This is a genomic window from Micromonospora sp. NPDC048843 (genome assembly GCF_040649965.1).
Classification (GTDB): Bacteria; Actinomycetota; Actinomycetes; order Mycobacteriales; family Micromonosporaceae; genus Micromonospora; species Micromonospora hortensis.
On the sequence record NZ_JBEZGJ010000125.1, the window covers coordinates 1 to 22624 of the forward strand.

Below are 22624 nucleotides of genomic sequence, written 5' to 3' on the forward strand. Positions count from 1 at the left end.
CCTGGCGATGCGCGAGAAGGGCTCACCGGAGAACGACCTCTTCGACCGCCTGGCAGCGGACGGCCGTCCCGCGCCCCGCGCCCCGCGCCCCGCGCCAAGATCGTGCTCGAACCTGGATGTAGTGGCCTCATCGATCGTCGACACCACTACTTCGTGGTTCGAGCGTTATCTTGCGTCCTCGCCCGAGGCAGCCGTCGGCGTCCTGAGACAGCGCAGGCAAACGCAACTGCAGGGCTGGGCACCTGCCGATCCACGCGGTTGCTGCCCATTCCTGGCTTCCGCCCTCGCAGATGCGGGCACTAGGGTGAGCGGGTGATGACGTACCGGATCGGGGAGGCCGCCGACCTCCTCGGCGTCAGCGCCGACACCATTCGCCGCTGGGTGGACACCGGGCGCCTGACGGCCGGGCGCGACGATCACGGCCATCGAGTTGTCGACGGCGTCGACCTGGCGGCGTTCGCTCGCGCTCAAGCAACCGACCCGGACGCGGGCGCCGAGTTCTCCTCGGCCCGCAACCGGTTGCGCGGCATCGTCGTCGACGTCCGTAAGGACACGGTGATGGCCCAGGTCGACATCCAGGCGGGCCCGTTCCGGGTCGTGTCACTGATGAGCCGGGAGGCCGTCGACGAACTCGACCTGCGGGTCGGTTCGGTGGCCGTTGCGGTGATCAAGTCGACCACCGTCGTGGTGGAGCGGGCCACACCCACCCCGGCGCGCGGACGGTCGGCCAGATGAACGCGGGGACAGTCGGGCGGACGAACGCGCGGAGCAGGCGTAAGGCGGTGGCCGTCCTGGTGGCGACCGGCCTGGCGGTGACCGGCTGCGGCGCGGGCGACGGCCGGGCAACCGGCAGCGGTGGGGACGGGAGGGTGACCGGCCCGGTGACCGTGTTCGCGGCCGCCTCGCTGACCGAGTCGTTCACCCGCATCGGGAAGGACTTCGAGGCCGCCAACCCGGGCAGCCGCGTGACCCTCAACGTCGCCGGCAGTTCTGCCCTGGCCAACCAGATCACCCAGGGCGCGCCGGCGGACGTGTTCGCCTCGGCCGCCCCGGCGAACATGACCACTGTCGTCGAGGCCGGCGATGCCGACGGCACGCCGTCTGTCTTCGCCCGCAACCAGCTGGTGATCGCGGTGCCCCGGGGTAACCCGAAGGCAGTGGCCGGCCTGGCCGATCTGACCAGCCCGGGTGTGAAGGTGGCGCTCTGCGCCAGTCAGGTGCCCTGCGGCGCGGCGGCCCGCACCGCCCTGGACGCGGCAGGCGTCGCGCTGACGCCGGTCACCCTGGAGCGCGACGTCAAGGGTGCGCTCGCCAAGGTGAAGCTCGGCGAGGTCGACGCGGCACTGGTCTACCGCACGGACACGCGGGCGGCGAGCGCCGACGTGACCGGCGTGGAGTTTCCCGAGTCGGCGCGGGCGGTCAACGACTATCCGATCGTCGCGTTGAAGGACGCGCCGAATCCCAACGGCGCACGGGCATTCGTCGCGTACGTCCGCTCGGCGCCGGCGCAGGCGGTCCTCGCCGAGGCGGGGTTCCAGGCCCCGTGAGGCAGGTCTCCGACCACAACGCACCCCGCGGTCGCCCGGCCACGCCTCGACGGCGGGGGCGCGTGCCGGCGGCGCTGCTGATCCCCGCCGGGCTGGGGTTGCTGTTCCTCGTCCTGCCGTTGGCGGGGCTGCTGATCCGGGCGCCGTGGACGACCCTGCCGGAGCGGCTCACCGAGCCGGGCGCGTTGACCGCCCTGCGGCTGTCGGTGCAGACCGCCACCTTGGCCACCGCGCTCTGTCTGCTGCTCGGCGTGCCGCTCGCCTGGGTGCTGGCCCGGGTCGAGTTCCCCGGCCGTCGGCTGGTACGCGCGCTGGTCACCGTGCCGCTGGTGCTGCCGCCGGTGGTCGGTGGGGTGGCGCTGTTGCTGGTCTTCGGCCGCCGTGGCCTGCTCGGCGGCTGGCTCGACAGCACGTTCAGCGTCACCCTGCCCTTCACCACCACTGGTGTCGTGCTGGCCGAGGCGTTCGTCGCCATGCCGTTCCTGGTGATCGCCGTGGAGGGTGCGCTCCGCGCCGCCGACCACCGCTTCGAGGAGGCTGCGGCGACGTTGGGCGCCAGCCGGTGGACCACCTTCACCCATGTCACGCTGCCGCTGGTGGCGCCCGGTCTGGCCGCCGGGGCGGTGCTCTGCTGGGCGCGGGCGCTCGGCGAGTTCGGCGCCACCATCACCTTCGCCGGCAACTACCCCGGTCGGACGCAGACCATGCCGCTCGCCGTCTACCTGGCGTTGGAGACGGACCTGGAGTCCGCGATCGTGCTCAGCCTGGTGCTGCTCGTCGTGTCGGTGGGCATCCTGGTGGCGCTGCGGGACCGCTGGATGACCACCGCATGAGCGACCGACTTCTCGACGCGCGGCTCGTCGTCGACCGGGGCGTCTTCCGGCTCGACGTGCCGCTGCGGGTCGCGCCGGGCGAGGTGGTGGCGCTACTCGGCCCGAACGGCGCCGGCAAGACCACCGCGCTACGGGCGCTGGCCGGGCTGCATCCCCTCACCGACGGGCACGTCACTCTCGACAGCGTCGACCTGGACCGCCCGGCGACCGGTGGCTGGGTACCCACCGAACGCCGGTCGGTCGGCGTGGTCTTCCAGGACTACCTGCTCTTCCCGCACCTCAGCGCATTGGACAACGTAGCCTTCGGGCCTCGGCGGCACGGCGTCCAGCGCCGGGCCGCCCGCGCCACGGCTCAGGAGTGGCTGGGCCGGGTGGGGCTTGACGCGCAGGCGCAGCGCAAGCCGCGGCAGCTCTCCGGCGGTCAGGCGCAACGGGTGGCGCTGGCCCGCGCGCTCGCCGTGGCACCGTCGCTGCTGCTGTTGGACGAGCCGCTCGCCGCGCTGGACGCCCGCACCCGGCTGGACACCCGCGCGGAGCTGCACCGGCACCTGTCCGCGCACGCGGGCGCGACGGTGCTGGTCACCCACGACCCGCTGGACGCGCTGGCGTTGGCCGACCGACTGGTCATCGTCGAGGGTGGCCGGGTGGTACAGGAGGGCGACGGGCCGAGCGTCACCGCCCGCCCGCGCACCGACTACGTCGCCCGGCTGGTCGGGCTGAACCTGTACCGGGGTCGCGCCGACGGGCACGGGGTGCGGGTGTCGCCGGAGCTGACTCTCACGGTCGCCGACCGGTTGGACGGCGAAGCGTTCGTGGCGTTCCGCCCGGCCGCGGTGGCTCTGCACCCGGCCCGGCCGGAGGGCAGCCCACGGAACACCTGGGCGGGCACCGTGGCCGGCGTCCAGCGTCATGGTGACAACGTGCGGGTGCAACTGGACGGGCCGATCGGGGTGGCCGCCGACGTCACGCCGGCCGCCGCCGCCCAGTTGCGGCTGATCCCCGGCCAGCAGGTCTGGGTGGCGGTCAAGGCGACCGAGACCCACGCGTACCCGGCCACCGGCTGACCAGACGACCGGCGGCCCGCGCGCACGCCGGCCCGCACACGCCGACCCGCACGCACGCCGACCGCAGCGGAGCGCAGGCCCGCGCGGACGTCGACCGGCTTGCCCGCCAGCGCGGACCGGTCAGCCGGCACGACACGGCCGCACACCCGGCGCGGCACCCGCCTCAGCTGGTGCAGCCAACGCCACGCGGACGCGGTCGCGAGTCAGCCGGCGAGCAGGTCGGCGTGTGCGGCGCGCAGCCGGGCCAGCGTCGGGTCGCTGCCCGGGACGACCCGGCTGTCCAGCTCGGCCCACGCCTCGGCCAGCGCCGCACGGACCGCGCCCAGCTCGGCGGCGTGCCGCTGTGTGCTGCGTCGGTGCTGCTCCTCGAGGCGGCGGGCCCAGCCGGCGGTGACCGTCGCGAGCCGGTCGGCGTCGGCGCGGGCCTGGGCGCCGCTGCGGGCGGCTGCGGCGGGGACGATCGCGGCGACCGGGCGGGGATCGCCGTCGCGGGTGACGACGGTGACCGCGTCGGTCAGCTCGGCCAGCGCGACGAGCTGGCTGAACCGGGTGCGCGCCTCACGCAGCGGCACGGAACGCGGCGGGTCGGAATGAGGGGTGAGCGCGGGGACGGCCATGGATGCATGGTGCCGCGCGGGTATGACAACTATTCGCTGTCGTCAGTGGACGGTGCGTGGCGGGCGGCCCACTCGTCGGCCAGCACCGACCAGATCTCAATGTCGATCCGACCGTGCGGACCCGGGCTGACCTGGCGCAGCGTGCCGTCGAGGCGCAGGCCGAGCCGGTCGGCGAGGGCCTTGCTGCGGATGTTGTCGGCGTTGGTCCGCCACTCCACCCGCTGGATGCCGCGCTCGCGCACCGCCCAGTCGACGATGCGGCGCACCGCCGGGGCGACCAGGCCCCTGCCCTGCGCCGCCGGTTCCACCCAGCAACCGACCTCGCAGACGCCCCGGGTCACGTCGAACGACACGAACATGACCCCACCGACGAGGGCGCCCCGCCACCACAGCCCCCAGATGCCACCGCTGTCACTGGCCCAGAGGTCGGCGTACCGCTGCAACACCGCGCGGGCCGACGGCAGGTCAGCGGCGACGAAGGACTGTGACACCCAGGGCTGGATGTGTTCACGGGCCCGGTCGAGGTGGGCGAGGAACTCCTCGGCCCGCCACGGGTCCAGCGGGCGCAGCTCGACGTCCTCGGTCAGCGGCAGGGCGAACACCGGGCCTCCACTCAATGCGCTTCTCACGTTCGTAGGAGGCTCGCACAGGCACCTCGGGCAAGGCACGGCCGCCCTCCGCGCTCACTCCGGCAGGTGGGTCCGCAGCGCGGCGAACTGGGCCACTGTCAGGTAGGAGGGGTTGCCGGCCTGCGGCTGACGGAACACCTCCAGCGCGGCGAGCCGGTCATCGGCGCGCAGCAGCCGCCGGGACACCCGGTCCCGTTCGGCGAGGATGGGCAGATCCAGCGGCACCGACCACTGTTGCCCCGGTGCGCCTGGCTCGGCGGCCCCGGTGACCCGCCCGACGCCCCACACCCCGTACGGCAGGCGGCCCCGGCTGCCGCTGGCCCAGAAGACCACCGGCTGCCCGGCGCACATCAACCGCGCCCGGTAGCCGGGACGTACACACCAGCTCGTCACCAGTGGCTCACTGGCGAACCGGGCGGCGAGGTCGACCAGGTCCGCGTTGCCCTTAATCAGCCAGGCGCCCAGGTCGTCGAGGCGTACCCGTGGCTCGGTCATCGCGTACCTCTTGCCCGGCCGACAGCAGCGCCAATCAGATGATCATGTGGGTCCAGTAGCTGAGCCAGAGCACGAACAGCACGCCCTGCATTACTGCGAGCGCCGCGGTGAGCCACACGTCGACGGTGGCGTGGCGGGCCCAGCGGGCCAGCACCAGCGCCACCGGGAAGGCGGCGAGCAGATAGCGCAGCAGGCTCTTGTACACCGGTGGGCCCATCGACAGCGGCACCAGCACCATGAGAACGCCGTACACCAGGTAGGCCAGCTCCCGGCGGCGGAACCCGGCGACCAGCACGGCGAGGACGGCCACGGCGAACCACGCCCGAGCGGCGTCGCGCGGCTCCCCGGTCAGCCCGTCGAGCAGCACCGGAACGGGGTTCTGTACCTCGATGCCCCAACCGGTCTGCTGGGCGTGCTGGTAGGCGAACCAGTCTCCACCCCGCCACCGGCAGTACGCCATGAAGGTGAACCACCCAGCGGGGAGCAGCAGCAACGGCCAGCCGAGCCGAAGATAGCCGAGCAGTGCGCGCGGCCCGAGCCGCCGGTCGTGCTGCCGGAGCAGCACCAGGGCCAGCGGCAGCGCCACGAGCAGGCCGACGGACCGGCTCATCGCCAGGAAATAGCCGACCACGCCGACCAGCAGCCACCGGCGTCGCTCGGCGTAGTAGAAGGTGGCCAACGCGAGGCAGACGAAGAGCGACTCGGTCAGCGCGGCCTGGAACAGGAACGCGGTCGGCAGCAGCACCAGGTACCGGGTGAAACGGCGGGCCGCGTACGCGTCGCCGAGCAGCAGCTCCGCCAGCCGGTAGCCGTACCAGAGCGCCAGCAGGAACGCGACGTTGCTGATCAGCAACAGGGCCAGTGCGGTGTCGCCGCCGAGCAGCACGCCGACCGGCCGGGCCAGGAACGGGTACAGCAGGGGAAAGCCGAAGTCCACCCACTGCCCGGTCAGGGGCAGGGTGCTCAGCCGCAGGTAGAGCAGCGAGTCCCAGGCGAACCAGAAGGAGATCCACCGGTGCCCGGAGATCTGCCGCTGCTGCGCCCACATCAACGCCTCATCCGGCGGCGGTGCCCCGGGGACGCCGTCCCAGGCGTGCAGGACCAGCAGCCCGAGCACTGTGAGCAGCAGCTTCGTGCCGAGAAACAGGCCGATGACGTACGCCCAGGGCGCCGGCACCCGGCGAGCCAGGCGCGCTGCGCCGCGGCCGGCCACGACCGCCCGCCCGGCCAGCGTCGCCGCGCCGCTGCGCCACCGGTCCATCCGACCCGCTTCCCCGCTCCCCCGGTCCGCCGGCCGCGCGGGAGGAGTCGCTCTTCTCGTGGTACGCCGCAGCGCGCCCTACCGAAGCAGGAACCAACTAGCACTAAGTGTGACATTCTGCGCAGAGCGGGTGGACGCCGCGCCTCAACCATGGCGGTGAGCAGGGAGCGCGTCAGCATGAGCGAGCAGAACGGCACTGTGGTCATCGGTGCGGGGCCGGCCGGGCTCACCGCGGCGTACGAGCTGCTCCGGCACGGCCGGTCGGTGCAGGTGTTCGAGGCCGACGAGGTGGTCGGCGGGATCAGTCGAACCGTGGAGCGCGACGGGTGGCGGTTCGACATCGGCGGGCACCGGTTCTTCACCAAGGTGCCCCGGGTGGAGGCGTTCTGGCACGAGATCCTGCCGGACGAGGACTTCCTGACCAGGCCCCGAATGAGTCGCATCTTCTACCGGGGCGCCCTGTTCAACTACCCGCTCAGCGCTGTGAACGCGCTGCGCAACCTGGGTCTGCCGGAGGCGGTCCGCTGCCTCGGCTCGTACGCTCGCGCCCGGCTACGGCCGCCACGGGACCAGTCGCACTTCGAGGGCTGGGTGTCGGCCCGGTTCGGCTGGCGGCTGTACTCGATCTTCTTCAAGACGTACACCGAGAAGGTCTGGGGTATGCCGGCGGACCGGCTGCAGGCCGACTGGGCCGCGCAGCGGATCAAGAACCTGTCGCTGGCCACGGCGATCCGCAACGCGCTGCTGCCCCGGCGTCGGCGCACCGACGTGACCAGCCTGATCGAGGAGTTCCAGTACCCGAAGTACGGGCCCGGGATGATGTGGGAGCGCTGCGCCGAGCAGGTACGCGAGCGAGGCGGGCACGTGTCCACAGGCAGTTGGGTCACCGCCGTGCACCGCGACCCGGCCCGCCGGCGGGCGATCAGCGTGACTGTCAACGACGCGGGCGGGCAGCGTACCGAAGCTGCCGACCACGTGATCTCGTCCATGCCGATCTCGGAGCTGGTGACAGCGCTCCACCCGCCGGCGCCGCCGGAGGTGCTGGCCTGCGCGGCCGACCTGCGCTACCGCGACTTCCTGACTGTCGCCCTGGTCGTGCCGGCGGAGTTCTCGTTCCCGGACAACTGGATCTACGTGCACGACCCGGGAGTGCGGGTGGGCCGGATCCAGAACTTCGGCTCCTGGTCGCCGTACCTCGTCAAGGACGGCCGCACCTGCCTGGGCCTGGAGTACTTCGTGTTCGAGGACGACGAGATGTGGCGTACGCCGGATGCCGACCTGGTGGCCCTCGCCACCGCGGAGCTGGAGCGGTTGGGGTTGGTTCGACAGGGCGTGGTGGAGGCCGGCTACGTCGTGCGCATGCCCAAGGCCTACCCGGTGTACGACGAGCGCTACCAGCACAACGTGGGCGTGATCCGCGCCTGGCTGACCGAGGCGGTGCCGAACGTGCACCCGGTGGGCCGCAACGGCATGCACCGCTACAACAACCAGGACCACTCGATGCTGACCGCGATGCTCACCGCCGAGAACATCGCAACCGGGAGTACGCACGACGTCTGGTCGGTCAACGTAGAGCAGGACTACCACGAGGAATCCTCCGGCGGCGACAACCGGCGCGGCACCGGCCGGGACGCGCCGGTGGTGCCCAGCCGGATCATCGCGGCGCCGATCACCCTGCCGGAGGGGTCGGACGACCGAGCCCCTGTCGCAGCTCCCCCAACTCCCGCCTGAAGCCGAGCACGCTCTCGCGGCACGAGCGGGTGCTCACCGCGGCAGGTGCGTGCAGTGGGCCACTGTGGCGTCGTCCGGGCTGCGCGCATCCGCGCCACCGGTGGTCTGCGCCTCGGCCTGCCGGACGCGGGCGATGACGCCGGCCGGCCCGCCGGCCCGAAGCAGGTCCACCACGCCCGGCCAGTCGGTCAGACCGTACGGGCTGACGATGCGGCTGGCACCGTTGCTGAGCAACGCGACACCGTTGAGGTCGGCGAGGGACCGGCTGCCGTTCACCGCCTCCCACGCCGCGCGCGGGTCATCCTTGGCGAGCCAGTAGCCGCCCGGCTGGTTCCGGCGGGCACGCAGCGCGGTGACGCAGGAGGCCCGCACCCTGTCGTACTCCGGCGTTTCCTGGGCAACGCCGGCCAGCGGCGCCGAGCATTCCCGCCGGGCAGTCATCTCGCGCTCATCGGTGATCACCAGCGGGCCGGCGTCTACCTGGTCGATGACGAGGAACGAGTCCGCGAGCAGGAGCCAGTCCAAGCGGCAGTGGTGGGCGCGGACCATCGCGACGGTGGCCTGCGGGCTGCTGGGGTCCGCGATGTCGCAGGTGTCGCCGTGCTCGGCGGCGATCTCGTCGATCGCGGTGGCGAGGATCGCGGCGAGTTCTCGCCCGTCGCCGCGCGACAGGTGGCCGAGCAGCGCGCCGCCGAGGCGGTGCGTGTACCAGGCGACGCCGTGGGAGCAGAGCGATTCAGCTCCCGGAATGCCGGCGCCGTCGAGCAGGACGACAGCGCCGGGAACCGCACCGACGAAGTCCTCGTTCGGCCGATCGGCCCTGCCGGCGCTCGTCGCCAGGCTGACGTCCACTCGTGGGCTCCTGTCTGGGCTCGCGTCGCCGCCGTGTGGGTACGGCCAGTCGAGCGGGTCAGGTTGGTGGAGGCGGTTACATCTCAGAGGTCACGTTGGGCGTCGGCGCGTGATGCCGTCCAGGATGGTGGTCAGGTTGTGGTTGAAGGTCTCCTCGGCGTTGAGGTGGGCGCCGTCGATGACGAGCCGGGCCACCGTGGGATACCTGCCGGTTTTCAACATGCGCGTGAGGTAGGGGCCGAGGCTGGCCTGGAAGGCGGCTTCGTCGGTGCCGGTGGAGCGTGCGGTGCGTCGTTCGGTGACCTCTCTGCGGACCGATCCGATGATGAAGGCGTTGAGGGCGCCCACCGCTCGCTGGAGATCGTCGATGTCACGCACGCCGGGGGCCGCGCTGAGCGCCGCGGCGGTCGCTTCGCCCACGGCGAGCGCGTGTGGCCCCAGGTGCGGCCGTCCGCCGAGCACGTCGGAGAACCATTCGTGGTCGAGGGCGGCAGCGCGGGTCGCGTGGGCGACGGCCAGCACCGTGTCGCGCCACCCGGAGCGCTGGCCCACCTCGGCGATCCGGGCGTAGACGACGTCGACCATGAGATCGAGGAGCTCCGACTTGTTGATCACGTAGTCGTAGAGCCGCATCGGACCGACACCGAGCTCTTTGGCGATCTTGCGCAGTGACAGCCCGTCGAGGCCGTGCGCGTCGGCAAGCCGGATCGCCGTAGCGGCGATCTTCTCGCGGCTCAACGGCACCGGCACCGCTCGCGGCTGAGGTTCGGGCCGCTCCCAAACGGGCAGCGGCTCACTACCGTACGGTGTATCCACCAATACAGTGTACGGTAGCGCCGTGAGAAAGCGAATTGCGATCGCCGGTGGCGGACTCGGCGGGTTGACGCTGGCTCGGATCCTGCACCGACACGGCATCGACTCCGTGGTGTACGACCGGGAAGCAAGCCGATCCGCCCGGCCCCAGGGCGGCGCCCTCGATCTGCACCCGGAGTCCGGGCAACTGGCCCTGGCCGAGGCGGGTCTCGCCGGCCGGTTCCGGTCGGAGGCGCGGCCCGACGGCGAGGAACATCGCATCCTCGACCCGACCGGACGCACCCTGGTGCACCACGAGCCGCAACCCGGCTCGTTCTCCGGACGTCCCGAGATCGATCGGAGCGCACTGCGTGATCTCCTCCTCGACTCGCTCCCCGGCGACACGGTTGCCTGGCGGCACCGGCTTGTCGCGGCGACCCACCGACCCGACGACGGCTGGGAACTGACGTTCGACGACGGCCAACGAGCCGGCTGCGACATCCTCATCGGCGCGGACGGCGCGCGCTCAGTCGTCCGGTCACTGCTGACCGACGTCGAACTGTCCTACGTGGCAACGCTCGTGGAGCTGAGCGTCGACGACGTCGACCGGCGTCATCCCGATCTCGCCGAGCTGGTCGGCCCCGGGAACCTGTGGTGCGTCGGGGTGAACCAGATCCTGGCAGCGCAACGTCTCGGCGACGGCAGCCTCCGGGTCGGGATCTCGCTGCGCGCGGAGGACCGGCCCCTGGATGCGTACCGCACCAAGGAGGCGCTGCTGGACCTGTTCGCCGGCTGGAACCCTCGCCTCACCGCACTCATCGAGGCCGCCGAGAGCGCGCCGACGCCACGCCTGATCGAGGCGATGCCCATCGGTACGCGCTGGACCAGCCGGCCGGGCGTCACCCTCATCGGCGACGCGGCGCACCTCATGCCACCGGTCGGCGAGGGCGCGAACCAGGCCATGCTCGACGCCGCAGAACTCGCCAGTCAGCTCGCTGCCAACCCGGCCGACCCGAATTCGGCGATCCGGACGTACGAGGAGTCGATGTTCAACAGGATTCAGCCGATCGCCGACATGTCCGCACGAGTCCAGGCGATGATGCTGTCCCCTACCGCGGCGGAAGACATCGTCCGCTTCTTCACCCGGCCGGCGGAGCCCGCACGCACAGAATGACATCTGGCGCCGTCGACGCGGCTGGCGATAATCGTTTCATGACGACGGATGTGCACAGTGAGTCCGGTCTCCGGAAGGCCACCCTGACAGATCAGGACCTGGTGGAAACCTCGTGGGATTACTGCCGAATTCACGCGCTCGCCGTCACCCACGACGAGGGTCCGCTCGAAGATCCGACAGGGGACTATCGCGAGGACGACGACCTCGATCCCACCGCACCGTCGGCCTTGACGTTGCATCTCGACCTCGACTACATCGTGCGCCGGGTCGATCCGGGCCCGATGCGGCAAGTCCACTTCTGGGTAGCACCGGCCACGCTGATCTTCCACAATGTTTGGGACATCGTCGGCGGCTTGCACTCCATCTGTCTGCCGTTCGAGTTGAAGAACCTGCGCCAGGAGGCCCCCGCACAGTCAGGGGAGCCCTGCTGGCACCTGGAAGGGCGCGACCTGGACCTGAGGTTCCAGGCGTCGGGCTACACCCTCTACCTGCGCCAACCCCCGCGTTACGGCAATCGAGTGCTCCGGATGGCCGAACGGGGCGGCATCAGCTTCGACCCGAAGCCGTTTGCCTGACCCAGGAACGGCCCGGCCCGTGGCTCAACGCCCGACGCCCTGGCGGCGACACCCGCTGTCCGGATGCCGCGCAAGGCGTGCGGATGCGCCCGGTGATGCGACTCGTTGCCGTTGGCCGACTCAGGTCACATTCAGCGCTGCGGCCAGTCCGATGACCGTCGCGGGGGCGGCGGGACAGCGGGCGACCTGGGCAACGAGTTTCCGGGCTACGGGTCGGTGGTGAATTTCGGCAGACGCGGTGCGTTCCGCGTCGATCAAGGCACGGCCGGCGTTGACGGGATCGTCCGTCTGGAGGTACGCGCGGGCTGCGTTGATCAGGTGTCCGGCGCGGTACTCGGCGGGCAGCAAACTCCAGGCCGCCTGACTAGTAGCCCTCTCATGCCAGACGACCGCGTCGCTCGCCGCGTCCAGGTCGAGGGCTGCGGCGACCCGGGCCAAATCGACGGCGGTGGGTCCGAAGTTGGTCTGATGGTCATCGCGGCCCTCCCCCACACGGACGGCCAGCTCGGCGGCCTCGTCAAGCAACCTAGCGGCAGCAGAGTCCTCTCCCTGACGTGCCGCAGCCAGCCCAGCCTGAACGAGTAACGCGCCGCACAGCGACAGTTCCTCGGGCCGACCGTTGTCTAAGTCTGGCGGCGCGATTCGGTATGCGGCAGACAGTGCCACGCTCCTGGCTGAACGCGCCCGCCCAGCCACGCGAAGAACCTGACCAAGCTGGACAGCAGCGGCACCCAGCAGCACTGCCTCTCCAGTCGCAGCGTTCATCGCCCGATCGGCAGCCAGCCACGCCAGGCCTGCCTCGTCGAGCTTGACCAGCAGCGCTGCGGTGATGCGATACGCGTCGACCAATAGAGCCTGACCAGCCTCCGGATCAGGCACATAAGCCCGCTGTGCGCTCATCAGGAGGTTGGGCAGCAGCGTGATCAATTGCGGATACCGTGCTTGCTGGTACGTGATCCAAGCGTGTTTCACCAGGTCCGCAACCTGCGCGGAGGACAACATGCTGCCGGACGCCGTCGGGCGGGCCAATGCAACCTCGTAAGTGCTCAACGCCGTCCGGATATGGTCGACTGCCTGCAAGCGCTGGGCCACTTCAACCGGTTCGATATCGCGGCCGAGGAGCGCCGACACGTCGATCCGCAGGACTGCGGCGATCTCCTGAAGGGTGGACAGCCGATCGAGGGATCTCACCCCCCGCTCTGCCTTATCCACCCAACTCTTCGACTTGCCGAGCCGGTCGGCGAACGACTGTTGCGACAGCTTCCGCTGAACCCGCCAGTACGCGACCCGCCGACCGATCGGCACGGAGCTAGCGGGACTGGGCATTGCGCCACCGCCGGTCCGGTACCGCCCGCGCGGTGTCCTCAACGGGTATTCGCTCGGAATCGGCCAGTTGAAGGATCCGCTGTTTAGCAGCCTCCCGCTCGGCTGCTTCGCCGGCCGACCCAGACTCCGGCAGTTCGAGATTTCCGTGTCCCCGTCTGGTCATCGCCACCCCCTCCTGGTGCGCGGGGTCGGCGACGCTCATGACCGCCGACCGCACCCGGAGGTTACGAATAGTCACGACCAACGAAGGGGACGATCTATACCTGAGGGACGGCTACCCCAAAACGCCGAGGGCGAGAGCCAACTCTCGTGCATCCTCGCCTACCGTTCCCGGCCGGGAGGACAGTTCCACTGCAAGCGTGCGGGCGTACGGATGGTGGCGAACAGTGTCGGTGCTCTCCCGCAGCGCCCTACCGAGCAGGTGCACCGCAGCAACCTCGCCCCGATCAAGCAGGTGTGCACGTGCGGCCTCGATGAGATGGCCTGCCCGGCGGGTGTGCGATGGCAGAGCGCGGTAGTCGGTCGTATCCGCCCGCTGGACCGCCTCGCGCGGACGGCAGAGGTCCGTGGCAACGGTGACCGAGTACGCGGTGCAGGCGGCGGGCCCAAACATCAGCCAAGGGTGCACACCACCGAGCCGGGTCGCTGCCTCGTCCGCAGCGTCCCACGCCCGCCACGCCTGCCCAGCGCGGCCGGCCTTGCTTTGCCCCAAGGCGAGTCCCAGTTGCAGCTGACCCCACCGGGCCAACTGCTCGTCACCCGCGGAGGGGTCGACCAGCGCGACAGCCTCACGGAGGATTTGGTCGGCCGCGTCGACCTGGTTCGCCCCCCGGTAGACGTGGGCGTAGTACCAGGCCGCGGCTGCCATCGCGCCAGGATCGTCAGCGCCCTGCGCAGCATGCATCGCTCGGTCGGCGGCGAGCCACACCAGCTCCGGATAGGGCTGATGCGCGAGGTATAGCTGCGTGAGGTGATAGACCCGCGCCAACTCGACCGACGCACTCCGGCGATCATCGCCATCGAGTCGCCAGGCACTACGCCGTGCCTCGTTCAGGAGCCCAGGAAGCACGGCAGCAACGGCGGTCCGCTCAGCGGTGGAACGATGCCACAGCGCCCACGCCTGGTTAACCATGCCGCGGAGCACTGGGGCGGATATCGGGTCACCTGCCGTCACAGCAGTGCTCTGCATAGCGGCGGCGACCTTGCCAATATCGGGATGACCGGCGCGGGTCACCGACGCCACCGGTAGGGACTGGTCGCCCGTCAACTCGGCCAGGTCGGAGATCTCCAACACCTCGGCGAGACGGAGCAACATCGGCAGGCGGGGTGGAAGCAGTTTGCCGTTCTCCAGCGCCTTGACCCATTCCGCGCTGCGGCCGACAAGGCCGCCAAGGACCGGACGACTCTTGCCGGCGCGTTCGCGACGGGCGCGGAGGCGTGCACCGAAAGTTTCGGGATCGTTCATCATCGGCTCCCAGGTCGCGGGCTCGGCGACGCCCGACGGCCGCCACTTCGGACGGTACCGGGAGCAGTCACCGTCCGCTACGGTCAGCTAGGGGTACGTGGTGCCCGATCCTGAAGGGACATCACCACTTGATGCTCGAAACCGAACGTGACGACGGCGGTAACGATCGCCTGAGCCGCCCGGCATAAGCCTGCCGGGAGGGATGTTGGCGGTAGCGAACGACTCCAGCCCTACCGATGTCGCAGGCTGACGCCATGTTTGGACGGCGCAGTGTTATAGCTCTAAGAAGCCGGGCGCCGGTCCGTAGTAGCTCAGACCAACCTCAGCGTACAGCCGGAAATTCGACAGTCGCCAACACCTTCCCAAAGCGGGAAGTCTCGTTATAATGCCGCGCATGGGAAACGCCGATCCGAGCGTCAGCCGTACAGTGCGGCCATTTCTGAGATGGGTAGGCGGGAAGCGTTGGTTAATACCTCAGCTTTCCGAACTCATTGGCGACCTCAAGTTCCGCGCTTATCACGAGCCCTTCCTTGGCGGAGCATCGGCCTTCTTTGGGCTTCTTCCAGCTGGGCCGTCGTTTTTGTCCGACCTGAACTCAGAGCTAATTCACACCTACGCGACCGTCCGCGATGATCCAGCCGGTGTTTCCCGAGCACTCAAGAGGCATAGGAACACCGAGGAATACTACTACTGCCTCCGTGCAGCTCAACCGAGAGTCGACTCCACAAAAGCAGCACGATTCATCTTTCTAAACCATACATCATACAATGGCGTCTATCGGGTGAACCGACAAGGTGGCTACAATGTGCCATTCGGTCGCCGCGATGGGATCCCGCGCTTACCCAGCGAGGAAGACCTTGAAGCCGCCGCTTCCCGACTGCAGGGGGTAACACTTTCCTCGACCGACTTCGCGCAATGCATCGACAACATCAACGAGGGAGACCTGGTGTTCCTTGACCCTCCCTACACCGTCGCACATAATCACAACGGCTTCGTCAAATACAATCAGAAGCTATTCTCCTGGGAAGACCAAGTACGTCTAAGCGAACTTGTGAGCGAGATTCGAAATAGAGGTGCCTTTTACATCTTGACCAACGCTGCACACCTATCTGTAGCTGAACTCTTCGAAAAAGGCGACCGGAGAATCGAGACTAGTCGCCGGAACGCAATTGGTGGGCTCTCAGCAAGTCGAGGAACCGCGATCGAGTACTTATTCACGAATGTGAGCCGAACATGAGCCCAACGACAGCGAAAGCCGACTTCACCGAGTACTTCCTGCCCACCCAGGCGATACCGAGAGAAGCCAAAAGACGTTTGTCCCCCTACCTCTTGCAGACTGTACCTAACAGGTCTATTGGAGAACACCAGCAGGCCGGCTGGGTCATAGACAAACGACTACAAAGATCTGCCCGAATGCGCACGGAAAAGCCCCATGATGTCGCTTTTCGTGATCGCGTTTGGGCCGCCTTTGCGCAGCTCGACTTTCCGACGATAAACCGGGGGGTCGACTTTGACTTACTTAGTGGATCCGACCGAGAGACACCAGAGATATCGGTCCTTGCGGCTGACGATGAAGTGGTGCTAGTAGTGGCATGCCACTCGTCGGATTCATTTCGCTCGACGCAATTTAAGCGCGAGGTTCAAGCACTGCTGGATATACGAGAAGACATGATTAGGGTGCTTCGGCGGCATTTACCGAACAGAAAACCGAAATTCATACTTGCTACGAACAATCTTGCAGTTACCCAAAGTAGCCGAGAACTCATGTCGAGAAGCGGGATAGCTCACCTAGACGAAGAGGCGATTGAATACTATCTCCTGCTGGCTGAACATCTGGGAAAAGCAGCACGCTTCCAGCTGCTTGGCAACCTATTCGCGGGCCAACGAATACCAGCGCTTGATCCGAAAGTTCACGCAATCCGAGGCCGCATGGGAGGATTACTCTATTATTCGTTCGCTATAGAGCCTGAGCGACTACTGAAACTCGCCTACGTGCTCCATAGGAATAAGGCCAACAGTGATCTTATGCCCACATATCAACGCCTCATCAAGAAAGCCAGACTACAAGCGGTTTCTCGATTCGTTGACGAGGGCGGCTTTTTCCCAAATTCCATCATTCTCAACCTCGAGACGGGTAGCCGACCGCCGCAGTTCGACGCTGTATCAAAAGCCGGCGATGGGCCTGTGCTTGGGACTCTTCACCTCCCCCGACATTACCGGGCCGCGTACGTAATAGATGGGCAGCATCGACTTTACGGATATGCGAATTCGGATCGCGCAACATCGGAGTTAGTACCAGTTGTCGCCTTCGTGAACCTGCCCCCATCCGACCAGGTTCGCCTATTCATGCAAATTAACGAGAACCAGCAGCCAGTTCCGAAGAATTTGAGAAACACACTCAACGCAGACTTGCTGTGGGACTCAGCCGATCTGCGCGAACGGGTACGTGCGCTGAAGCTACGCATAGCACAGTATCTAGGAGAATCTAAGACGTCACCTCTGCACGGCCGGATAATCCTGGGAGAAAATACCCGATCACCGATTCGGTGTCTTACTATCGACGCCATAAACAACGGACTATCGAGAGGAAATTTTCTAGGGTCGTTCTATAAAACACGCATAAAAGATGCCGGCTCTTTCTATTTGGGAACGAATCAGGCGACGTTCGAGGCGCTGGTGCCGTTTCTTGAGCAATGCTTCAAACACGTCATAGATGGTTTGAGTACGCAATGGCAGCTAGGCGCGGGCGACGGCGGATTCGTGTTTATCAACACTGGCGTCGAGTCGCTGCTCCGAGTATTTAGCGACGTGACCGATCACGTCATCTCCACCGAGGGTGTCAAGATTGGCGTTATTTCGACGGAAGAATTGTTTGCAAAGTGCGTCGTTTACTTGGACTGCGTCGTGACACACCTGCAGTCTGTTAGCCCTGAGCGATCCGCCGAGTATCGGCGTATGTACGGTTCGGGCGGTGGAACGAGGTACTGGCGTCAGCTTCAGCTCGCAGTACACGAGAGCTGCCCTGATTTTTCTCCTCCCGGATTAACCACGTTCGTCCAAGAAGAAGCCAAGGCCTTCAATACTGAATCATTCGAAATGATCCGCGAGCTAGAGAAATTCCTAAATCAAGATGTTCGCCGGAGGCTGGAAGACAAGTTCGGGAGCGCTAGATGGTTCCAGGATGGCGTACCTCGAAAGATTCGTGGTGACGCAGCAAGGCTGGCAGTCGAGAAGAATCTCGACTTAGATCCCGACCAAAAAGTAGAAGCGTGGGACTGCCTGCATCTAATTAATTATCATGAAATAATGACGCAAAGCCAAGAAATTTGGAAAGATGTATTTGCGCAACGATATACCCGACCTAGTGAGCGATCAAAGCCAGGCGCATGGAAGAGCCGCGCATCCTGGCTGACGGAGCTGAATAGGATTCGCAATGAGAACTTTCACACCTATGCAGTGACGCCAAGCGAGTATAGTTTCCTGAGTGAGCTGACGGCCTGGCTGATAAAGGACCAAGTCTAGAATATCTTCTTCTCAGCAAGCACTGCGCCCTACTTTGCGTCCGCCAAGATGGTAGATCCTGGGACAGTGCTCACAGGATCTACCTACGTGGAATCCCGGCGTTATCAAGTAAGAAGGCAGCGGATTGTCGCTCGGCTGAACCTACAACCACAGTTCCTCGGTCAGGGCTTGCGGGCCACCGCGCCATAGATGGAGGCGTCGGCTAGGGGCGGACGCTGCTCCAATGGCACCTGCGGCCGCCACTGGGTGACCGGGGCGATGCCCGGTTCGGCCAGCTCCAGACCGGTGAAGAAGCGGGCGAACTCGGCGCGGTCGCGGGAGACGGCGTCCTGCTTCATCCGGCCCGCGGCGAACTCGGCCTCCATCCGCCTGACGATCTCGGCGGGGAGGTGGTCGGTGGTGAAGTGGGTCAGCGCCAGCCAGCTGCCCGACGGCAGCGCGTCGAGCAGGCGGGCGACCTGCTCGTGTGGGCGGTCGTCGTCGGTGAGGAAGTGCGTCACGGCGATCAGCACCAGCGCCACCGGTTGGGACAGGTCAAGTGTGGCGTGCAGTTGCGGGTCGGCGAGGATCTCCTCCGGATCGCGGAGGTCGGCATCCAGGTAGGCGGTGGCGCCGGCCGGGTCGCTGGTCAGCAGCGCCCGGGCGTGGACCAGCACCATCGGGTCGTTGTCGACGTAGACCACCCGGGAGTCGGGGGCCACCGACTGGGCCACCTCGTGCGTGTTGTCGGCGCTCGGGATGCCGGTGCCGATGTCGAGGAACTGCCGAACGCCGACCTCCTCGGCGAGGAAGCGGACCGCCCGGCCGAGGAAGGCCCGGTTCTCCCGGGCGAGCGTGCGTACCCCTGGATAGACGGCCGCGATCTGGTCGCCGGACTCCCGGTCGACGGCGAAGTTGTCCTTGCCGCCGAGCCAGTAGTTGTAGCGGCGAGCCGGATGCACAGTCGTGGTGTCGATCCGGTCGGCACCACGGCCCTCGGGCAATTCCGACGTGGACGGCACCGTCACGAGACCTCCCCAGGTCGACGGGACACGCCGCATCCACACAGTCACCGGGCGCATCCAGAGGACATCTTAAGCCGTACCCATGGGCCTGCGGGGCCCGCCGACGCGCGGACGCCGCGGGAGCGGGAAACCGCTTACCAAGAGGCTATTGACGGTCATCACTGGCTGTCAGTACCGTGATGCGGGCAGCGAGAAAGCGCTTTCCGACCCCTCACCGTCCGACAGGGAGCGCCCCCATGCCCCGACACCTCCGTGCGTTCTGCCTGATCCTGCTCGCCATCGCCACAGTGGTGAGCACCACCACCGCCCTGCCCGCCGAGGCCGCCCCGCGCTTCCGGGTGCTGGTCTTCTCCAAGATCACCAACTTCTACCACGACTCCATCCCGGCCGGCATCGCCGCGATCCAGCAGCTCGGCGCCGCTCACAATTTCGAGGTCGTCGCCACCACCGACGCGGCTGCCTTCACCGACGCCAACCTCGCCACCTTCGACGCTCTCGTCTTCAACAACACCAACAGCCTTCCGACCTCGGGTGACCTGCTCAACGCCAGCCAGCGGGCCGCGTTGCAGACGTTCATCCGCAACGGCGGCGGTTGGGCCGGCCTGCACGCCGCGTCGGCCAGCGAACGTGACTGGCAGTGGTACGAGGGCCTGGTCGGCACGATCTTCGACTACCACCCCGACTTCTCGTCCACCGGCGGCACCTTCCCCGGCCGGGTCAAGGTGCTCGACCGGGCGCACCCCTCCACGCGCAACCTGCCGGAGCTCTGGGAGCAGAGCGAGGAGTGGTACAACTGGCGGACCAACCCGACCGGCAACGTGCACACCCTCGCCCAGATCAAGGTGCGCGACGGGATCAACGGCCTGGACGAGGGCGTCGACCACGCGTACTCCTGGTGTCAGCGTTACGACGGCGGCCGGTCCTGGTTCACCGCCGGCGGACACGCCAGCTCCCAGTTCAGCACGCCGACCTTCCTGGAGCACCTGCGCTACGGCATCGAGTGGGCGGCCGGCGCTGTCGCCGGTGACTGCTCGGCCACCAAGACCAGCAACTTCGAACGGGTGGGGCTGGTCACCGAGAACCTGGCCGATCCGTTCGAGCTGGCCGTCGGCCCGGACCGGAAGGTCTACTACATCCAGCGCACCGGCGCGCTGAAGGTGGTCAACTCCGACACCCTCCAGGTCACCACGCTGCTGGACTTCGCGTACACCTCGGCCATGACCGACCAGTCCGACGGGCTGCTCGGGATGACCCTGGACCGCAACTTCGCCAGCAACGGCTGGATCTACCTGCTCTGGTCGGACAAGACCCTCAAACAGCTCAACCTGTCGAGGTTCACTGTCGCCAACAACAGCGTCGCGCTCTCCTCGGAGAAACGTCTGCTGACAATCCCCACCTACCGGGGTGAAGGCCGGGCCAACTCGCACATGGGCGGGTCGCTGGCCATGGACGCGGCCGGACGGCTCTACGCGGCGATCGGTGACAACACCGACCCGTTCGCCTCCAGCGGTTACACCCCCGTCGACGAACGCGCCGGCCGCGCCGCCTGGGACGCCCAGGGCACCGCCGGCAACACCAACGACCTCCGCGGCAAGATCCTGCGGATCACCCCACAATCCGACGGTACGTACACAGTGCCCAGCGGCAACCTCTTCCCGACCGGCACCGCGAGGACCCGGCCGGAGATCTACGCGATGGGCATGCGCAACCCGTTCCGGATCACCATCGAACCGCAGACCAACGCGGTGCTGGTGGCCGACTACGGTCCGGACGCCCGCGCCGCCGACCCCAACCGTGGTCCGGAGGGGACCGTCGAGTTCAACCGGATCACCAGTGCCGGCAACTTCGGATGGCCGTACTGCGTGGGCAACAACATCCCGTTCAACGACTACAACTTCGCCACCAACACCTCGGGGGCGAAGTTCAACTGCGCCGCGCCGGTGAACAACTCACCCAACAACACCGGCCTGACCACCCTGCCGGCGGCGAAGTCCGCACTGGTCTGGTACGCGTACGCCGCCTCCACCCAGTTCCCCGAGCTGGGCACCGGTGGTGGCGGGCCGATGAGCGGCCCGGTCTACGACTACGACCCGGCCAACACCCGTACCACGAAGTTCCCCGAGTACTTCGAGGGCAAGTGGATCACCTATGAGCTGACCCGCAGATGGTTCAAGACGCTGTCGATCCACAAGACGGCGCAGACCTTCAGCAACTCGCGCTTCGGCCCCACGGCCGTGGGTGACCTCCAGTCGATCAACGGGATCTTCGGCAACATGAGCTGGATCCAGCCCTTCGAGGCGGAGTTCGGCCCGGACGGTTCGCTCTACGTCATCGACTTCGGCGAGGGCACCGGCAGCGGTCGCGGCGGCAGCAACGCCGGCGCGGGCATCTACCGGATCGACTACGTCGCCAACGGGCGGCCACCGACCGCGAAGATCGCCGCCACCCCGGACACCGGACGTACGCCGCTCACTGTGACGTTCTCCTCCGCCGGGTCGTCCGCCGGTGACGGGTCGGCGCACAGCTACGCCTGGGACTTCACAAACGACGGCAGCACCGACTCCACCGCCGCCAACCCGAGCCACACCTACTCGACGGCCGGGAAGCACACCGCCCGGCTGACAGTGCGCAACAGCGGCAACGGGTTGACCGCCACCGCGGTCACCGACGTGGTGGTCGGCAACACCCGACCGACGGTGACCATCACGGTGCCCGACGGCGGGTTCTTCGACTTCGGCGACAAGATCCCGTACACGGTAACGGTCACCGACCCGGAGGAGACCACCATCGACTGCGCCAAGGTGACGGTGCAGACGCAGCTCGGCCACGACTCGCACGCCCACCCGCTGGACGTCTACACCGGTTGCTCCGGCCTGCTCGCCACCGAGGCGGACGCCGGTGACGGCCACGGGCCGGGGCAGAACCTCTACACCCTGATCACCGCGCAGTACACCGACGGCGGCGCGGCCGGCGGCGTACCGGCGCTGACCGGCTCGACCCGCGTGCAGTTGCAGCCCAAGAGCAAGGAGGCCGAGCACTTCAGCGCCCAGTCCGGCGTCACCGTCAACGACCGGGCCACCGCCCGCGCCGGCAAACGGCTCGGCGAGGTCGACCACAACGACTGGGTGGCGTTCGGGCCGGCGGACCTGCGCAACGTCGGCTCGGTGACGTTCGGTGTGACAAACGGCGGGCTCGGCGGCACCATCGAACTGCGCACCGGCTCGCCCACCGGCACGCTGATCGGCACGGCCGCCATCGGCTCCACCGGCGGTTGGGACAACCTGGTCTCCCCCACCGTCACGCTGACCAACAAGCCCACCGGCACTACCACCCTGTACGCGAAGTTCGTCAACGCCGCCCAGGTCAATGGCACCCCGGACCTACTCGCCCTGGACTGGCTGCGGTTCAACGGCGCCGGGGTCAAACAGGAGCCGGGCGGGACGTTGTCCCTGGCCGCCAACCCGACCGGCGGTGCCGCGCCGCTGACCACCACGCTCACCGCCACGGCGACGGCGCCGTCCGGGCAGAGCATCACCGACTACGCGTGGGACTTCGGCGACAACAGCGCCATCACACACGGGGCGACGCTACGGTCGACGGCGCACAGCTACCCCCGCAAGGGGACCTACACCGCCCGGGTGACTGTCACCTACACCAGCGGGGAGACCCGCTCGCTCAACCTGACCATCACGGTCAGCTGTGCCGGCACCCCGGCCTCGGCGAGCGCCTCGGTGACC

Annotated in this window: 19 protein-coding genes; 10 read left to right on the forward strand and 9 right to left on the reverse strand. The window is 67.7% G+C overall.

Going from position 1 to position 22624, the window contains the following annotated elements; translation table 11 throughout:
* Positions 1–312 precede the first annotated feature (312 nt).
* From AB0C20_RS25250 to AB0C20_RS25265, 4 genes are read left to right on the forward strand one after another with little or no spacing between them, the layout of a single operon-like run.
* On the forward strand, positions 313–735 hold the full coding sequence (locus AB0C20_RS25250) for a TOBE domain-containing protein (protein WP_357188277.1): 423 nt from the start codon (positions 313–315) through the stop codon (positions 733–735).
* Positions 732–1547 (forward strand): molybdate ABC transporter substrate-binding protein, encoded by an 816-nt coding sequence (gene modA, locus AB0C20_RS25255; protein ID WP_357188279.1) that lies wholly within the window; start codon positions 732–734, stop codon positions 1545–1547. Before AB0C20_RS25250 ends, modA begins: the two co-directional genes overlap by 4 nt.
* Positions 1544–2380: a molybdate ABC transporter permease subunit gene (gene modB / locus AB0C20_RS25260; RefSeq protein WP_357568864.1), complete on the forward strand. Its 837-nt coding sequence runs from the start codon at positions 1544–1546 to the stop codon at positions 2378–2380. Before modA ends, modB begins: the two co-directional genes overlap by 4 nt.
* The gene (locus AB0C20_RS25265) at positions 2377–3444 is read left to right on the forward strand and encodes an ABC transporter ATP-binding protein (protein ID WP_357568865.1); all 1068 of its coding nucleotides are present in this window, start codon (positions 2377–2379) and stop codon (positions 3442–3444) included. The genes modB and AB0C20_RS25265 overlap by 4 nt, the downstream gene beginning before the upstream one ends.
* Positions 3445–3647: 203 nt before the next feature.
* On the opposite strand, the gene AB0C20_RS25270 is transcribed toward AB0C20_RS25265, so the two are convergent.
* From AB0C20_RS25270 to AB0C20_RS25285, 4 genes are all read right to left on the reverse strand, one after another.
* On the reverse strand, positions 3648–4061 hold the full coding sequence (locus AB0C20_RS25270) for a type II toxin-antitoxin system Phd/YefM family antitoxin (RefSeq protein ID WP_112590058.1): 414 nt from the start codon (positions 4059–4061) through the stop codon (positions 3648–3650).
* Between the two features lie 29 nt (positions 4062–4090).
* The gene (locus AB0C20_RS25275) at positions 4091–4663 is read right to left on the reverse strand and encodes a GNAT family protein (RefSeq protein ID WP_357568866.1); all 573 of its coding nucleotides are present in this window, start codon (positions 4661–4663) and stop codon (positions 4091–4093) included.
* 81 nt (positions 4664–4744) lie between these two features.
* Positions 4745–5185: a hypothetical protein gene (locus tag AB0C20_RS25280; protein WP_357568867.1), complete on the reverse strand. Its 441-nt coding sequence runs from the start codon at positions 5183–5185 to the stop codon at positions 4745–4747.
* A 34-nt stretch (positions 5186–5219) separates the two neighbouring features.
* On the reverse strand, positions 5220–6446 hold the full coding sequence (locus AB0C20_RS25285) for a hypothetical protein (RefSeq protein ID WP_357568868.1): 1227 nt from the start codon (positions 6444–6446) through the stop codon (positions 5220–5222).
* A 177-nt stretch (positions 6447–6623) separates the two neighbouring features.
* Here AB0C20_RS25285 and AB0C20_RS25290 point away from each other — a divergent pair, with 177 nt between their 5' ends.
* On the forward strand, positions 6624–8177 hold the full coding sequence (locus tag AB0C20_RS25290; RefSeq protein WP_357568869.1) for an NAD(P)/FAD-dependent oxidoreductase: 1554 nt from the start codon (positions 6624–6626) through the stop codon (positions 8175–8177).
* A 33-nt stretch (positions 8178–8210) separates the two neighbouring features.
* On the opposite strand, the gene AB0C20_RS25295 is transcribed toward AB0C20_RS25290, so the two are convergent.
* The gene (locus AB0C20_RS25295) at positions 8211–9029 is read right to left on the reverse strand and encodes a hypothetical protein (protein WP_357568870.1); all 819 of its coding nucleotides are present in this window, start codon (positions 9027–9029) and stop codon (positions 8211–8213) included.
* A gap of 90 nt (positions 9030–9119) precedes the next feature.
* Positions 9120–9845, reverse strand: coding sequence for a TetR/AcrR family transcriptional regulator (locus AB0C20_RS25300; protein WP_357568871.1), 726 nt, complete (start codon positions 9843–9845; stop codon positions 9120–9122).
* A 22-nt stretch (positions 9846–9867) separates the two neighbouring features.
* Between AB0C20_RS25300 and AB0C20_RS25305 the strand changes: the two genes are divergently transcribed.
* Entirely contained in the window at positions 9868–10995 is a 1128-nt protein-coding gene (locus tag AB0C20_RS25305) for an NAD(P)/FAD-dependent oxidoreductase (RefSeq protein WP_357568872.1), read from the forward strand.
* A 38-nt stretch (positions 10996–11033) separates the two neighbouring features.
* Positions 11034–11570, forward strand: a complete 537-nt coding sequence (locus AB0C20_RS25310; RefSeq protein WP_357568873.1) for a hypothetical protein — start codon at positions 11034–11036, stop codon at positions 11568–11570.
* A gap of 120 nt (positions 11571–11690) precedes the next feature.
* Here the strand turns inward: AB0C20_RS25310 and AB0C20_RS25315 are convergent, their stop codons facing one another.
* Positions 11691–12875, reverse strand: coding sequence for a helix-turn-helix domain-containing protein (locus AB0C20_RS25315; protein WP_357568874.1), 1185 nt, complete (start codon positions 12873–12875; stop codon positions 11691–11693).
* 295 nt (positions 12876–13170) lie between these two features.
* Entirely contained in the window at positions 13171–14364 is a 1194-nt protein-coding gene (locus AB0C20_RS25320; RefSeq protein ID WP_357568875.1) for a helix-turn-helix domain-containing protein, read from the reverse strand.
* 391 nt (positions 14365–14755) lie between these two features.
* On the opposite strand from AB0C20_RS25320, the gene AB0C20_RS25325 reads away from it, so the two are divergent.
* Together AB0C20_RS25325 and AB0C20_RS25330 are read left to right on the forward strand one after the other, a co-directional pair.
* A complete protein-coding gene (locus AB0C20_RS25325; RefSeq protein ID WP_357568876.1) occupies positions 14756–15598 on the forward strand; it encodes a Dam family site-specific DNA-(adenine-N6)-methyltransferase in 843 nt (280 codons plus the stop codon).
* Positions 15599–15774: 176 nt separating this feature from the next.
* Positions 15775–17883, forward strand: a complete 2109-nt coding sequence (locus tag AB0C20_RS25330) for a DGQHR domain-containing protein (protein ID WP_357568877.1) — start codon at positions 15775–15777, stop codon at positions 17881–17883.
* Between the two features lie 161 nt (positions 17884–18044).
* Here the strand turns inward: AB0C20_RS25330 and AB0C20_RS25335 are convergent, their stop codons facing one another.
* Positions 18045–18890 (reverse strand): SAM-dependent methyltransferase, encoded by an 846-nt coding sequence (locus tag AB0C20_RS25335; protein ID WP_357568878.1) that lies wholly within the window; start codon positions 18888–18890, stop codon positions 18045–18047.
* 233 nt (positions 18891–19123) lie between these two features.
* On the opposite strand from AB0C20_RS25335, the gene AB0C20_RS25340 reads away from it, so the two are divergent.
* On the forward strand, positions 19124–22624 hold a 3501-nt coding region (locus tag AB0C20_RS25340; RefSeq protein ID WP_357568879.1), incomplete at its 3' end, for a ThuA domain-containing protein.

Bases quoted from the DNA above. Each gene is read 5' to 3' on its own strand.
- modA (WP_357188279.1), top strand. From the start codon at position 732: ATGAACGCGGGGACAGTCGGGCGGACGAACGCGCGGAGCAGGCGTAAG.
- AB0C20_RS25265 (WP_357568865.1), top strand. From the start codon at position 2,377: ATGAGCGACCGACTTCTCGACGCGCGGCTCGTCGTCGACCGGGGCGTC.
- AB0C20_RS25270 (WP_112590058.1), bottom strand. From the start codon at position 4,061: ATGGCCGTCCCCGCGCTCACCCCTCATTCCGACCCGCCGCGTTCCGTG.
- AB0C20_RS25280 (WP_357568867.1), bottom strand. From the start codon at position 5,185: ATGACCGAGCCACGGGTACGCCTCGACGACCTGGGCGCCTGGCTGATT.
- AB0C20_RS25285 (WP_357568868.1), bottom strand. From the start codon at position 6,446: ATGGACCGGTGGCGCAGCGGCGCGGCGACGCTGGCCGGGCGGGCGGTC.
- AB0C20_RS25290 (WP_357568869.1), top strand. From the start codon at position 6,624: ATGAGCGAGCAGAACGGCACTGTGGTCATCGGTGCGGGGCCGGCCGGG.
- AB0C20_RS25310 (WP_357568873.1), top strand. From the start codon at position 11,034: ATGACGACGGATGTGCACAGTGAGTCCGGTCTCCGGAAGGCCACCCTG.
- AB0C20_RS25320 (WP_357568875.1), bottom strand. From the start codon at position 14,364: ATGATGAACGATCCCGAAACTTTCGGTGCACGCCTCCGCGCCCGTCGC.
- AB0C20_RS25325 (WP_357568876.1), top strand. From the start codon at position 14,756: ATGGGAAACGCCGATCCGAGCGTCAGCCGTACAGTGCGGCCATTTCTG.
- AB0C20_RS25330 (WP_357568877.1), top strand. From the start codon at position 15,775: ATGCGCACGGAAAAGCCCCATGATGTCGCTTTTCGTGATCGCGTTTGG.